This window comes from Clostridium sp. CM74B_53, assembly GCF_036318045.1.
In the GTDB taxonomy this organism is placed as follows: Bacteria; Bacillota; Clostridia; order Lachnospirales; family Lachnospiraceae; genus Pilosibacter.
On record NZ_JAWQDE010000020.1, the window covers coordinates 1 to 14,168 of the forward strand.

Sequence of the window (14,168 nt, forward strand, 5' to 3'; positions counted from 1 at the left end):
TTGTATCCAGGTTCAAAATTTAGCTTGGCTAATTTTTAAACCGTTCTACTGTTTTGTTAGGTTTTGTTCTGAATGTTCTCATTCATGGTCTAAACCAAAGACCATTTTTATAAGAATTTTCAGGGTTCTACATACTGTTCAGTTTTCAAGGAACTGTTTTTGTTGTTTCCGTGTTTCAGAAGCAACTCATTTATTCTATCAAATCAGGTTCGATTTGTCAAGAACTTTTTTAACTTATTTTCAAAGAAGTTTTCTTTGCAAGTTAAAAGCGCAGAAGGAGGGATTTGAACCCTCGCGCCGCTACTAACGACCTACTCCCTTTCCAGGGGAGCCCCTTCAACCACTTGGGTACTTCTGCATTGGTTGATTCGCATCTTGCTTCCACAAGACTCATATTTAATTCTGCACCAGGAACTCATCTCTCTGGCTCCGCAGTACAGTTAGCGGAGAGAGTGGGATTCGAACCCACGCGCCCTTGCGGACAAACGGTTTTCAAGACCGCCTCGTTATGACCACTTCGATATCTCTCCAAAGCGCTCTCTCAAACGTGCTCATTAATAATAACCTACAATTACATTTTTGTCAAGCATTTTTCCAAACTTTTTTTGTTTTTTGATTCTTTTTAAATTGTATACAAAATATGCTGTTTTAATCCACGTAAATATCAATATCTAGTATCTGTTCTTTCATGCTTCCTTTCTCTGTTTTTCATCTTCGCAAACTTTTTTCAAAAATATTTTCAAAAAAGTTTGTTCTTCAAACCCGGCTTTGTCCGGGCTTCCTGTTTCCGCAGGCTTTCCCTTTTCTTTTCCTTCAGAAATTTTTCGCGGACATATCATTGTCCTCCACGCAATCCATCCTTTCCTATCATAAAAGAATAAGGAGGCACCAGGTCTCCTCGTTCTTATCCTAATAATTCCCGAACCATTTTCTTATCGAAAACTACTTTATTCACATGATTTACTTCGATCTGGTAAAGAGCGTTGGCTGCAATATGTTCTGCTGCCTGCTCCAGATTACGGATTCCCGATGTATCCGAATACCGGCTGATCACTTCATCCAGTGCCTCCGGAAGGATCTCACATTCTTCCTCTCTCATGCTCATCCGTTTCAATACCTTAGGAAGCGCAAATTTCGAGAAGATGATCTTCTTTTCCTCTTCCGTATAATCCGGAATATCGATCACTGCGAAACGTGACATTAACGGTGCGCTGATCTTTGAGCGGTCGTTGGCCGTCGCGATCGGGTAAACTCCACCCGTCGGGATCATGCACTCCATATAGTTATCCGTAAATCCAAGGTTATCCAGCAGCGTCAAAAGAACATCCGCCGGATTTCCGTTTCCTTTTCCAGACGCAGCCTTGTCGAGCTCGTTGATGATGAACACAAGATTCGACTGGCCGGACAGCGAAAATGCCTCCATGATGATTCCCGGCTTCGCATTTGCGTATACACGGGAGCTTCCTGTCAGCTGCTCCGGGTCATTGATGGAGCTCATGTCCAGGGTCGTCCACGGCAGTTTTAAGATCCTCGCTACCGCGTAAGCGATCTGGGATTTTCCCGTTCCCGCCGGTCCGATGAGAAGGATTCCGTAAGCCGGGAGCGTGTGGGTACGGTTAATCTGGATGATCGTCTCGATGATCCTCTGCTTTACCCGCTCCATTCCATACAGCTCCTCATCCAGAATCCGTCTCGCCTCTTCCGGATCGATGGCCTCAAAATAGTTGCTCTTCCACTGGATGTTCATCATGATGGACAGCGCTCTCTGGGCATGACGGCGCTCTTCCGGTGACACCTCATGGGAATTTGCCACCGCAAGGTTTCTTCTTGCCCACAGGCGGATATTATCCGGAAGTGTTCCTCCCGCACATGTCATGAAATCCGTGATGCTCTGAAGGCTGGTCAGCTTCATATCATCTCCATCTTCCGCTGCCTCTTCCTCCGACACTTCTTCTGCCGGGGCACTGCTCGCCTGAAGACGTCCGATCATATACTGTAAGAAGCCATCTTCCGCAGAAAGCTTTGTTCCGCCGCCAAAGGCGATCTCCCTGATCTTGTACACTGCATATCCGTCCGCCTCATTGGAGCCGGAAAGACGCACGTTGATCTTGTTTTCTCCCAGCCATTTCAGCAGTTTCACAAAACGCGCGTCTATTTTTAAGATATCGGCGCTGTGTGTTCTGCCGTCTTCATCCTCAAATTCAAAGGCCGTCTCCCGTACCGGGTTCGTAAACACACCTTTGGAATGGTGCTCCCACTGTTTTTCCCGGTTGTCCAGGACCAGGATCGGATGTTCCGGAGTTGCCGTGGTCTCATTGGAACGAAATAACGTAAATGTGCATTTCGCGTTCTTTCTCTCTTCTTTTGCTTCCGCATTAAAATCAAAAACTGACATGTTTTTCTCCCTTGTACAGAAGTGCCTCCGCGATCACCATATCCTCCGGAGTCGTCACTTTAATATTAGAATAGCTGCCTTCCACGAATTTTACCTTTGTATCCGTCATCAGCTCTACCACCATCGCGTCGTCCGTGATATGGCTGCGGTCTGCCCCCGGTGCGAAGATCTTCTCATACGCACGATAGATCAGCTCAAACCGGAATGCCTGCGGGGTCTGGATCTGCCACAGGGTGCTGCGGTCCGGGGTGCTCTCGGAAAATCCGTCCGCGTCCGCCACTTTGATCGTATCCTTTACCGGCATCGCTGCCACGCAGGCAGAATAGCTGCAGGCGCCATCCACTGCGCGCGCAATGATCTCCCCGTCCACAAGCGGTCTCGCCCCATCATGAATCAGGACGATCCCATCTTCCGGGAATCCTGCTGCCTTCAAAGCGCAGAGACCGTTCCAGACAGAGTCATACCGCTCTTTTCCGCCCGGCACGACCTGTTTCACGCTGGAAAACCCATAGGCCTCCACGATATCCTTCCTGCAGAATTCCACCTCGTCCGCCCCGGTCACCAGGATGATCGTATCCATCCCGCTCATCTCAAACGCACGCAGGGCATGGACCAGCACCGGCTCTCCGTTTAAGAGCAGATACTGTTTCGCCACCTTGCTGTGCATCCGTTTTCCATGACCGGCCGCCAGAACGATCGCAGCCTTTTTTACCTGTTCCATTACCGTTCTCCCAGTTTCAGGTTCGGAACCGCATTCAGATCCCAGCCTGCGCGCACTCCGTTGATGTATTCATAATATCCGGCCGCGCCGATCATCGCCGCATTGTCGGTACAGAAGATCGGTGACGGATAATAAAACTCGATCCCGGCTTTCTCACATGCCGCTTTCATCCCGGCACGGAGGGCAGAGTTCGATGCGACACCACCCGCGATCGCAAGCTTCTTATAGCCAAATTCCTTTGTCGCAGCGATCGCACGGCTCACAAGAACGTCCACCACTGCGTTCTGGAACGAAGCACAGAGATCCGGGACATTGATCGTCTCGCCCTTCATCTCCGCCTGGTTGATATAGTTTAAGACAGCGGATTTCATACCGCTGAAGCTGAAATCATACTGGGATCCGCCGACCTTCGCACGCGGGAACTCCATGGCATGCGGATTTCCCTCTTTTGCCGCCTTGTCAACCTTCGGTCCGCCCGGATATCCGAGTCCGACCGCGCGGGCAACCTTATCGAAAGCCTCTCCGGCCGCGTCATCCATCGTGCGTCCGATGATCTCAAACTCGCCGTAATCCTTTACGATCACAAGGTGGGTATGTCCGCCGGACACGATCTCGCAGACAAACGGCGGCTCCAGATCCGGATGCTCGATAAAGTTCGCGGAAACATGTCCCTCGATGTGATGGACCGGGACCAGCGGTTTCTTTGCCGCATAGGCGATCGCCTTCGCAGCCGCAACTCCGACAAGAAGAGCACCCACAAGACCCGGACCGTAAGTCACCGCGATCGCCGTGATCTCGCCCAGAGTCATATGCGCCTCATCAAGGGCAGCCTGAACCACCTGGTTTACCTTCTCAATATGCTTTCTCGATGCGATCTCCGGCACTACGCCGCCATAGAGCGTGTGGAGCGCGATCTGGGATGAGATCACGTTGGACAGCACCTCACGTCCATTCTTTACGACGGAAGCTGCCGTCTCGTCACAGGAGCTCTCGATTGCAAGTATATATACGTCTTCTTCAACACTGTGTATCTTCATTTTCTAATCCTCGTCAAATCCAAGTTCTGCAGACCAGCCATCGCGGGCGGTCTTGATCTTCGGGAAAATCTCCCTGATCTCATTCAAATATTCCTCCGGATGCATCAACGACGGGCTGTAATGCGTCAGCCACATCTCCCTCGGATTCGCTTCCTTTCCGAGCTTCGCTGCCTCCTGGAACATCATGTGCTTATTCTCCCGCGCATTCGCGATCTTCTCCTTCTCGCCGTACATGCCCTCACAGATAAAAAGATCATTATCCGCAGCATATTCCGCGATCGCCGGGACCGGGCGCGTGTCAGTCGTGTAAGTCACAGAAATCCCGCGGCGCTTCTCGCCCAACACCATATCCGGCGTCAGGGTCCGTCCCTCATGCTCGATCGTCTCGCCCTTCTGGAGTCTGCTCCAGAACTTCTGCGGGATCTCCTGCGCTCTCGCCCGCTCCACATCAAACTTGCCGTTCCTCGGGATCGTGATACGGTAGCCGTAGCAGGTAACACGGTGATTCACACGAAACGCATCGACCACATACGGCCCCGCCTGGAACTTCTCCCTCGGCTCCGTGAGCTCCTTAAACACAAGCGGAAACGGAAGCTCCGGCGCGATCGTCCGGAGCGCGCCGACAACCCGCTCCAGCCCCTTCGGACCCACAAGAAGCACCGGCTCCGTCCGCTCCGCATTTCCCATCGTCAAAAGAAAACCCGGAAGCCCACTGATATGGTCCGCATGATAATGCGTAAAACAGATCACGTCCACCGGTTTCGGACTCCATCCCTTTTCCTTCAAAGCAATCTGGGTCCCCTCGCCGCAGTCAATCAACAGATTACTGCCGTCACAGCGCGCCATCATAGACGTCAGCCAACGATACGGCAGCGGCTGCATGCCCCCGGTCCCCAGTAAACAGATATCTAACATGTAATTTCCTCTGCATTCTATCATAATGGCGGGGTCAAAAAAACTTTTGTCCCCTTTGATACTAAATTTATCAAGTCTGCACGTATCATACCATAAAGCGCCAGTCATATGCAAGAGATGCAGCCCTTATTCCTCAGGAAAGAAACCATCGAAAGACACCTTATACTCCCATCGATGTGCCCGCCACGAGCGTCCCATCTGCATTCCCTCAGCGATGCGCCCCGCGCGAGCGCCCATCTGCGATTCCCAGTGGTGAACTTCCGATCAGACGTACATTGATCTGTGACCCCTGCTTTCTCCTCCCTCGCAGACAGTTGCGTCAACCCCATACTCCCTCAGCGATGCGCCCAGAGAACTTCTCATCTACATTCCCCCAGCGATGCGCCCCGCGCGAGCGCTCCATCTGCAACACACAGCGGTGAGCTTCCGCTCAGGAGTGCATTGATCCGGGGATCTGGTTCCACTTGGCTCGCGGACGGATGCGTTGGAGGACAGGGGACACTTGTCTGAGCGCAGCGAGTTGTGTCCCCTGTTCTCCGCCCTTAGCAGCCATCCGCAAGCTTAGTGGAACCATCCCCGCATCCCCAGCACTCCTGAGCGGAAGCTCACCGCGTACCCCCCCGCCAACAAAAAAAGGCAGGCAACCTCTCTCCAGCCGCCCGCCTTGATCCTTTTACAGCATCTCGATTTCCTCCTCCACCTCCACCGCAACCCGGAACTCCCCCGTCACCTCATCATAGCACTCCTCACACAGATCAAAATGGTGAACCTCCCCATCCTTCTCCGAAAAGAAATCCCACGCATGATCCGACGAAAACACGCCTTCCCGCACGATCCCATTCCTCACTGCCAACTTCCTTCCGCACCTGTTGCAGATCACGCTCTCCAACCGACCGTCTTTTCCGTATTTTCTCATATTTCTCTTTTCCTCCGCCTTCATCATCCCCGGTTCCCCCGGAGTCCCCTACAGTATAGCGGAAAAAATCATGATTTTAAGTGGGAATCGATGGAACCGGCCGTCTCCACATGATGAGCGCGTCCTCCACCGGATCATGATAATAATTCTTCCGAACAGCCTCCGCCTGAAAACCATAGAATTTATAAAGGTTTATCGCAGGCGTGTTCCCGGCACGCACCTCCAGAGTCAAATCCGGTGCCTCCTTCTCCCTTGAAGAGATTTCCAGACGATCCATGAGTTTCTTTGACTCCCCATGTCCCCTGTATTCCGGAAGCACAGCGATCCTCATAAGCTCCCCTTCCCCTGCGAGAAACCGGAAATTCGCATACCCGATCACGGAATTCTTCTCGTCCGCAAGCACCCAGGCCTCGTCCCACTCGCTCTCCAGCATATCGGAGAGAAGCTTCTCCGACCATGCATCGGAAAAACAAGTCTGTTCGATCCGTTCCACCGCCGGAAGATCATCCGCAGTCATCGCACGAAGAATCGTCTCCGCCTTTCCCGCGGACTTCGCCTCATCGCTACTATCCTTTGTATATTTGTTGTAATTATTAGAATTTTCATGAATATTGTTTATTTCCACTATATTCTCCTTTTTTGCTGCATTGCAGTCATTCCCAATGATCGGTCCATCTGCATCCCGCCCAGATCGCTTCGCCGGAAAATTTCTCTGCATATACAGACTGCCGGGAACGAAAGTCCCGGCAGAATCGTATGATGCAATATTCGATTCATGAATAAACGTAACTGTTCAGTACCCTCACACCTACAAGAGCCTCCCCACGGAGCTTCCCTTCAGATGTATGGCAAGTTACGAGCAAAAATGCATTCCGAATCGGCTTTGCCGATGGGATTTTTTCCTTCCTATCCATGTTTTTCAGAATTGTAAACGCAGAAATCGTGAAACACTTCCACATTCGTGCGATCAGAAAACTCTTACCGTTTCTTCTCCGGCGTAAAATCTCCTTCAATGACCTTCCACGCCGCCTCGACACTGAAATACTCACGAATATACTTCTGCGTCTCCTCGCACATTCTGCAACACTCCGCCGGATCCTGGTACATCTTGACAACCTCATCGGCGAATGCCTCCGGTCCGTCAGCGACCTTCATGACGCGTTCCGCCTCCGGGATTCCCTCGGAACCGATGGAAGTAGTGACGATGGCCGATCCATTATAGACCGCCTCGACAACCTTTCCCTTGACTCCGGCACCGTAACGCAGCGGAACCACAACGATCCGGGATGTCGCATAGAGAGATGCAAGCTCTTCCTCTGTGACGAAGCCCTTGACGATGATGCCGCTTCCCGGCTGCTCAAGCGCCTTGATCTCATCCGTCACCTTGGATCCGACAACATAGAAGTTCACATCAAGCTTCTGTCTGATCAGCGGGAAGATCTCCTTTGCGAACCAGAGAACCGCGTCAGCATTCGGCGGATGCGCGAATCCACCGACAAACAGCAGTCCTTCCCTCTTTTCGAAGTCCTTGTCGATATTCTCCAGGAACTTCTCGTAGACATAGGCAGTGATCGCCCTGATCTTGTACTCCGGATGGATCGCATGGATTGCTTCTTCCTCCACGTAAGACGGATAGTAGGATACCGCCGCCTTCTCCATCAGGGAGAACTCGATGGATTTCCAGTAATCGGACTCCCGCTTTTTCTGGATATCGCCGGTGAGCTCATACTCCCGGTATTCTCTTAAGAAATGCAGGTCATGTCCGTAGTAGATCACCTTGATATTGGTGTTCTTCTTGATAAAGTCAATATATTTGATCGCGATATGCGGACGGTTCAGGTACGCAAAATCGATCTCGTCCTTATTCTTTGTCAGCCAGTCCCAGATTCCTGCCTGGTATCCCGGTCCGTATAAGATCTCCACGCCCATCTGCTGGAGTGTCGTCGAGTACGGCTCCTCGTGAAGGAAGTTGTCTCCGAGGAATTTCACGGAATATCCCATCTTCACGAACATTTTCAGGTACTGATAGGTCGTCTTGGAACCTGCATCCTTGTCAAACGTCGGGACATAATGGTCCACAACAAGGATCACCGGCTTCTTCTGGCTTCTCTCACGGGCACGGAACGGGTTCGGATTGCCTGTGTTGACAGACTGCTTTTTGAACTCCTCCGCCCACTTCTCTTTTAATTTTCTGCTGTTCTCCACCTGGTAGCGCTTCAGACCGGTTCCGTTGACATCGGTACCGTTGGAGACGCCCTCAAAGTGGATGACCTTCGATAACGGCTGGTAGACCACGCGGTATCCGGCTTTTCTCACCTCAAATGCAAGATCGGAGTCCTCACAGTATGCCGGTGCAAACAGCTCATCAAAGCCACCGATCTGCTTCCAGAGATCCGTCGAGAGCAGGATCGCCGCGCCGGAGATGTAGTCCACATCCTTCACGTAGTTGTACTCCGGTTTCTCCGGATCATCGAGACGGCCATAATTCCAGCCGGAACCATCGCTCCAGATAATTCCTCCAGCTTCCTGAAGGCGTCCGTCCGGGTACACGAGCTTGGAACCGACCATTCCGATCGTCGGATCCGACTCGATCAGGTTCACAAGGGAGGAAAGCCAGCCCGGTGTTACCTGGGTGTCATTGTTTAAGAACATGACATACTTGCCGCGGGCCGCCTTCGCAGCCTGGTTGCAGTTTCTTAAAAATCCCTGGTTTGTCTTGTTTCTGCAGATCACGAGATTCTCCGCGTACAGGGAGAGTTCCTTTGTCGCATCCGTGGACACGTCATCCGCAATGATGATCTCGTAAGTCACATTCTTCGTGTTCTCCAGAATTGAGAGCAGGCAGGCATATGTGTAGTGGATCTGGTTGTAGACCGGGATCACGATGGAAACGGTCGGATGCTCCACATAGTCAAAGTGCAGCTTTCCGTGTTCCAGGTAACCGGCGCCGATCTTGAAATCTCCACGGATCCTGTTTCGTCCGTCCTTCGTGAAATACAGCTTTCCGTATTTTCCCGGATGGAAGACGGTATTCTTGAAATATCCAGCGATCTTTCTCTTTCTCGTGCCCTTCGGCATGACTTTATCCACAGCGTGATGGCATTTCCGGAGAATTTTCCACATGATCGCCTCATGTTTCGACAGATACTGCAGGTCTCCCGCCATTCTCGCATTCTCGCTTCTGAGACTTGTGATGATGTTCTCAAGATTCGTCACATGATTGTTGGTGAGGCGCTGGACCTCCTGCTGTTTCATGATCGTGACATCTTTCTCGGAGATCTCCTGCTTTAAATTCTCACACCAGTCTTTTACCTTGTAGAGCTCGCTCTCACGGTCTAAAAGGAACTCGACCGTCTTTGTCGGCTGCTCATACTGCTTCATGTAACCGAAGGAACCGGCATCATGAACATAGGACTGGAACGCCTTTTCCATTCCGCCAAAAACAGCCTGCTCTTCCGCTGTAATCCCAAAATGCGCGTATAGGTCCTCTTCTTTAACGTTCAGCACCTTCTCATAACGTCTGTAGAAATATAAGAGATTGCGGTATTTTAAGAATTTCTCCGGGATCGGGAAGTCAAATACCCACTCGTAGTCGATCCCGTAGATACAGTTCTCATTTTCCGGGACCATAAGGTTCTCGAAGAGTCCGTCCACGTTGGACACGGAAACCGCCTGATCGCTGATCTCCGGGACTTTCCCGAATACCGCCTCAAATTCCGGCGTTGCCTCAAATTTCTTCTCGTCAGGGTCTTCCGGGAACAGGACGTTCATCACCTTCTCAAGTTCCTGATACGGAACTTCCCCCATGACGATCGCCTCGCCCAGGGCGTCCCCTACGGTCTTACCGTTTAAGTACTGGAAAGAAACCGTCTTCTGATCCTTTTTCCACTCCGGTTTTAAAAAGCGGACGGCCGGATTCAGATCGCGGATCTTCTCATATTTTTCCCCGAATGAGCGGATATGCGCCTCGCCGGCTTTCGTGAGAGCTGTCTTCTCGACAGTGAGAACTCCGTCCTCGCGCACGATCTCCGTTTTTAACTGGAACTGCTCCGCTCTGGTCCGGTTGTATTTTACAAATAAAATCTGTCTCATGCCTTCCCCTTTTCCCACATGCCAAGAAATGAGTTCGTGAACTTCGCGAAATCTCCATTTCTGCATGCGTTCGCCATGGCTTTCTCCTCGCTTCCGAACCAGAGTCCCGGACCGTCAAGACGGGCGGAGATATTCGTCACATCGCCGGTCTGTGGGAGATAGTCATCGGAGTAGAGAGTTACCGGATAACGGTAATCCGGAACCGGGTAGTAGAGCATCGCGGTTCCGCCAAATTTCTCTTTTAAGTCCTCAAACAGGCCGCGGAACTCCACCTCTAGGAAGGAGTGTTCAAATGGCTCCGCGCCCATAAAGTAGCGGACACCGGACTCATTCTCAGCCGCTGCTAAGAGTTTTCCTCCCGGTCTCACAAGGGATGCCGCTCTCTCGAGCAGATCCGCTGCCCCGCTTTTCTCTGTCGCGGAAAGCATGGACGGCAGGATCACATAGTCGAATCCAGCTTTATAGAGCGCGTCCAGCTCCTCTGCTGCACGTTCCTTTCCCTTGTACTCTTTCCACCCAAGAGACTCTGCATCTGCCTTCGGAAGTTCCCCGCGGATCAGGAAGAGATTTTCCTTTTCTCCATGCCTTCTCCGGTTCACCTCCAGATTCTCATCCCGCTGATCCAGAACGACCACCTCACCGGCACGCTCTGTAAAAAGTCCGGTACAGGAACCGTAGTCGGATCCGACCTGGAGAACCCGGTCATTTTTTTTCATTTCCAGCCACTCGAAAAGATTTTCCCTTAACGGAGAAAATGCGTAGAGACACCACGGGCTTGTTTCTCCCCGCAGTGCCGCCTCCGCATCTCCTTTATACTTTTCGAGCAGGTCAAGAAGTTCATAACTGTAATCCTTCATCTTTTTCTCCCGCTATGTGTCACAGACATTTTTCCCGGATCCTGCCGGTCTTTTCAGACAGATCCTGCTGTCAAAATGCCATGTTCTGGTCTTATGCTTTTGTCAGCGATGTCTCCACTTCCGATTCCATGTCATACACACCGACCGTATTCTTATTGGAGATCACCGTAAGGTTTGCGATATTGTACAGACGGTGGTATACCACATGTTCCTCACCCTCAAAGCCTGTACAGCTCATGGAGAGAAGATACTCGCCGCCCTGCAGTGTCATCTTCTGGGTAAAGGAAACATCGTAGACATCGCCGTCTCCCACCGGTTTGATGTCACAGCCCTCATACATGGTGTTCGTTCCGGTGAGATCCGTTCCCTTCTTGTCACGGATCGTATAGGTAAAGATCGGACACTTGATCGGCGCATGGAAGCGGATCCGCTCCCTGATCGTGAACATCTCTCCCTTTAGCAGGAGATTTGTGAGGTTTCCTCTCGCGTCAAAAAGCCCCAGATCAAAGATCTCTGCCCGTCCGTCTCCATACTCGGTTCGGTCAGTGTTGATGGTGATCTTATCCTTCATGAGGGATCCATCGGAATGGGCTTTCTCAGCCTTCACGTTCTTTTCTTCGCCCAGCATACCGCCGGAATAGTCGCTCTCCAGCTCTTCCTTTAAGGAATCCAGCTGGTTTGCCAGGATCTTCTTATAGAGATCCACCATATGGCCCGGCTCACCTTCCGCGATGAACTCGCCCTTGTTTAAGAGAACGACCTTATCGCAGTATTTGATGATACTGCCCATATCGTGGGTAACCATGAGGATCGTTGTTCCCCTCTGCTTGATCTCCTCCATCTTCCGGTAACATTTTGCCTGAAAGAATACGTCTCCGACGGACAGGGCCTCGTCGACGATCAGGATCTCCGGCTCCACGTTAATGTTAAGCGCAAATGCCAAACGGACGAACATACCGCTGGAGTAGGTCTTTACCGGCTGATAGACAAAATCGCCGATATCCGCAAAATCCAGAATATCCTGCAGCTTTTCATCCATCTCTTTCCGGGAATACCCCATCATGGTGCCGTTCATATAGATATTTTCAATTCCGGTGTAGTCCATATTGAACCCGGCTCCAAGTTCCAGAAGCGCGGAGATCTTTCCCTCCACGTCCACCTGACCGGTGGTCGGTGTGAGGACGCCGGTGATGATCTTTAAGATCGTTGATTTTCCGGAACCGTTCGTTCCGATAATGCCCACGGTCTGACCCTTTTCTACATTGAAGGAGAGACCATTTAAGGCATAGAAATCCTTGTGATAGCTTTTATGTGTCGGGCTTAAGGACTCTTTCAGTCGATCGATCGGCTTGTCGTAGAGTCTGTACACCTTCGTCACGTCTTTTACTGTAATCGCATTGGCAGACATGGTTTCCTCCTACAATACATCTGAGAAATGCGGACGGAGCCGCTTGAATACTTTGAGTCCCACTAACATGGTGATCAGGGTCACTGCCCAGAAATACACGGTCAGTGTCGGACGCATGAAGAACCAGTCTCCCGTCAGCATGCTGTCACGGTATCCCGCCGCGATATAATAAAACGGGTTCAGTTTCAGGATCATCGGAGCCATCGTCAAGCCCTTATCTAAGAATAACTGTTCACTGTACATGATCGGGGTCAGCCACATGCCGAACTGCAGGCAGATGCTGACGATCTGTGCCATATCCTTAAAGAATACCTGGATCGCACTCGTAAGGTACGTGAGCGCCAGAGCGTACATGGATGTGGCAAAGGAGTAATAAATGATCTGGATCCAGGAAAGTTCCGGTTTTTTGCCGCTGATCAGGAACACGAAGAACATGATCAGGACGAAAAATACATGCACAAACAGACAGGAGATCAGCTTGATCACCGGCAGGATCTCCACTTTGAATACTACTTTTTTTACCAGATAATTGTACTCCTGAAGGCATCCCGTTCCGCAGTTCAAGGCTTCAGAGAAGAAGAACCACGGGGCGATGCCCGGAATCAGCCACTGGACGTATGAGGCGTTCGGCACCGGCGGCGCACTCTTGAATCCGATCGGACCGAAGATGAGCCAGTAGATCAGGACGGTGACGATCGGCTGGATGAACATCCAGACAACGCCAAAATAGGAGCCGACAAAACGTTTTCTGAAATCTGCCTTGGAAAGCTCCCAGATCAGTTTTCTTTTTGCCACCAGCTCCTTCAGTAATGAAGTCAAATAATTCACGCTTTTACAACCTTTCTATTGATGCAGTTCCTGGCAGCGCCCTATGTCGCTAAATGCGGAAAGATGCCTACGCAAACAAGTTTGCGACACATCTTGCCGCATTTGGCGCCGCACTGCTAATTACTAACGATCAAACTTGAAGATCTCTTTGAATCCCGGCCATTTCTGGTCTTTCTCAGAGATGATGAGCTGCATATCCGGCGTGATCGGCCACTTTACGCCGATGGTCTCATCGTTCCATGCAAGTCCGCCCTCGTCACCCGGATGATAGAAATCGGTACACTTGTAAGCAAACTCTGCTTCATCGGAAAGAACGACAAAGCCGTGGGCAAAGCCTTCCGGAATATAGAACTGTTTCTTATTCTCCGCAGAAAGCTCAACGCCGAACCACTTGCCGTATGTCTTGGAGTGTGTTCTTAAGTCAACCGCTACATCGAACACGGTTCCGCGTACCGCACGGACAAGCTTGCCCTGCGGGAACTGTTTCTGGAAGTGAAGGCCGCGGAGTACACCCTTTACGGACATCGACTGGTTATCCTGTACAAAAACCATATTGAGTCCTGCCTCTTTAAAATCATTCTGGTTGTATGTCTCCATAAAGTATCCGCGCTCGTCGTTGAATACGGTCGGCTCGATTACATGAAGGCCTTCGATTACCATTCCATCTGTTTCACAGGAAGAAACTTTGATCTTTCCCATAGTCTTTTACCTCACCTTTTTATAAATTTACGGCTGTGCTTGTTTTCTCTTTCGGTTCAGCCGCTGTATTTCCGCCATTTTTCGGCATTTCCGCACTACATCATACCACCCGGAGTGCAGAATGACAATATTTTTCTGCTCTGACCTGCCACACAGCCATTGATATAGAGGAATGTGCGGCAAATCGGTTTACATAATTGTAACTATTCAGTACCTTCATAGTTACACGCAAAAATCCATTCCAGATCAGCTTCGCTGATGGGATTTTTGCCTCCTATCCTATGTTTTCTTACGGTCAGC

General features: G+C 50.9%; 12 protein-coding genes and 2 tRNA genes. All 14 read right to left on the reverse strand.

The genetic code is table 11. From position 1 onward, the window contains the following. Window positions 1–269 precede the first annotated feature (269 nt). The 14 genes from V2546_RS13830 to rfbC all read right to left on the reverse strand — a co-directional run bounded on the left by V2546_RS13830 (window position 270) and on the right by rfbC (window position 13,868). Window positions 270–358: transfer RNA gene (locus V2546_RS13830), tRNA-Ser, on the reverse strand. 86 nt (window positions 359–444) lie between these two features. Continuing rightward, window positions 445–530: transfer RNA gene (locus tag V2546_RS13835), tRNA-Ser, on the reverse strand. Window positions 531–686: 156 nt separating this feature from the next. Continuing rightward, window positions 687–839 carry a hypothetical protein gene (locus V2546_RS13840; RefSeq protein ID WP_329752632.1) on the reverse strand — a complete coding sequence of 51 codons (153 nt, stop codon included), beginning with the start codon at window positions 837–839 and terminating at the stop codon, window positions 687–689. Between the two features lie 65 nt (window positions 840–904). Continuing rightward, window positions 905–2,395 (reverse strand): AAA family ATPase, encoded by a 1,491-nt coding sequence (locus tag V2546_RS13845; protein WP_215702223.1) that lies wholly within the window; start codon window positions 2,393–2,395, stop codon window positions 905–907. Next, a complete protein-coding gene (gene ispD, locus V2546_RS13850) occupies window positions 2,382–3,116 on the reverse strand; it encodes a 2-C-methyl-D-erythritol 4-phosphate cytidylyltransferase (RefSeq protein ID WP_215702222.1) in 735 nt (244 codons plus the stop codon). The genes V2546_RS13845 and ispD overlap by 14 nt, the downstream gene beginning before the upstream one ends. Next, window positions 3,116–4,153, reverse strand: coding sequence for a tRNA (adenosine(37)-N6)-threonylcarbamoyltransferase complex transferase subunit TsaD (gene tsaD / locus V2546_RS13855; protein ID WP_215702221.1), 1,038 nt, complete (start codon window positions 4,151–4,153; stop codon window positions 3,116–3,118). Before tsaD ends, ispD begins: the two co-directional genes overlap by 1 nt. 3 nt (window positions 4,154–4,156) lie before the next feature. Next, window positions 4,157–5,068, reverse strand: coding sequence for a ribonuclease Z (locus V2546_RS13860; RefSeq protein ID WP_118322624.1), 912 nt, complete (start codon window positions 5,066–5,068; stop codon window positions 4,157–4,159). Window positions 5,069–5,741: 673 nt separating this feature from the next. Further along, window positions 5,742–6,011 (reverse strand): hypothetical protein, encoded by a 270-nt coding sequence (locus V2546_RS13865; RefSeq protein WP_485663122.1) that lies wholly within the window; start codon window positions 6,009–6,011, stop codon window positions 5,742–5,744. Between the two features lie 49 nt (window positions 6,012–6,060). Next, a complete protein-coding gene (gene rimI, locus V2546_RS13870; RefSeq protein WP_329752633.1) occupies window positions 6,061–6,609 on the reverse strand; it encodes a ribosomal protein S18-alanine N-acetyltransferase in 549 nt (182 codons plus the stop codon). A 353-nt stretch (window positions 6,610–6,962) separates the two neighbouring features. Continuing rightward, window positions 6,963–10,076: a glycosyltransferase gene (locus V2546_RS13875; RefSeq protein ID WP_329752634.1), complete on the reverse strand. Its 3,114-nt coding sequence runs from the start codon at window positions 10,074–10,076 to the stop codon at window positions 6,963–6,965. Then, window positions 10,073–10,933, reverse strand: coding sequence for a hypothetical protein (locus tag V2546_RS13880; RefSeq protein WP_329752635.1), 861 nt, complete (start codon window positions 10,931–10,933; stop codon window positions 10,073–10,075). The genes V2546_RS13875 and V2546_RS13880 overlap by 4 nt, the downstream gene beginning before the upstream one ends. A 91-nt stretch (window positions 10,934–11,024) precedes the next feature. After that, on the reverse strand, window positions 11,025–12,341 hold the full coding sequence (locus V2546_RS13885; protein ID WP_142412726.1) for an ABC transporter ATP-binding protein: 1,317 nt from the start codon (window positions 12,339–12,341) through the stop codon (window positions 11,025–11,027). A gap of 9 nt (window positions 12,342–12,350) precedes the next feature. Continuing rightward, window positions 12,351–13,136: an ABC transporter permease gene (locus tag V2546_RS13890; RefSeq protein WP_485663125.1), complete on the reverse strand. Its 786-nt coding sequence runs from the start codon at window positions 13,134–13,136 to the stop codon at window positions 12,351–12,353. A gap of 156 nt (window positions 13,137–13,292) precedes the next feature. After that, window positions 13,293–13,868, reverse strand: coding sequence for a dTDP-4-dehydrorhamnose 3,5-epimerase (gene rfbC / locus V2546_RS13895; protein ID WP_015553895.1), 576 nt, complete (start codon window positions 13,866–13,868; stop codon window positions 13,293–13,295). Between the last annotated feature and the right edge of the window lie 300 nt (window positions 13,869–14,168).

Bases quoted from the DNA above. Each gene is read 5' to 3' on its own strand.
- V2546_RS13885 (WP_142412726.1), bottom strand. From the start codon at position 12,341: ATGTCTGCCAATGCGATTACAGTAAAAGACGTGACGAAGGTGTACAGA.
- ispD (WP_215702222.1), bottom strand. From the start codon at position 3,116: ATGGAACAGGTAAAAAAGGCTGCGATCGTTCTGGCGGCCGGTCATGGA.
- V2546_RS13875 (WP_329752634.1), bottom strand. From the start codon at position 10,076: ATGAGACAGATTTTATTTGTAAAATACAACCGGACCAGAGCGGAGCAG.
- rfbC (WP_015553895.1), bottom strand. From the start codon at position 13,868: ATGGGAAAGATCAAAGTTTCTTCCTGTGAAACAGATGGAATGGTAATC.
- V2546_RS13880 (WP_329752635.1), bottom strand. From the start codon at position 10,933: ATGAAGGATTACAGTTATGAACTTCTTGACCTGCTCGAAAAGTATAAA.
- V2546_RS13845 (WP_215702223.1), bottom strand. From the start codon at position 2,395: ATGTCAGTTTTTGATTTTAATGCGGAAGCAAAAGAAGAGAGAAAGAAC.
- tsaD (WP_215702221.1), bottom strand. From the start codon at position 4,153: ATGAAGATACACAGTGTTGAAGAAGACGTATATATACTTGCAATCGAG.
- V2546_RS13860 (WP_118322624.1), bottom strand. From the start codon at position 5,068: ATGTTAGATATCTGTTTACTGGGGACCGGGGGCATGCAGCCGCTGCCG.
- V2546_RS13840 (WP_329752632.1), bottom strand. From the start codon at position 839: ATGATATGTCCGCGAAAAATTTCTGAAGGAAAAGAAAAGGGAAAGCCT.
- V2546_RS13865 (WP_485663122.1), bottom strand. From the start codon at position 6,011: ATGATGAAGGCGGAGGAAAAGAGAAATATGAGAAAATACGGAAAAGAC.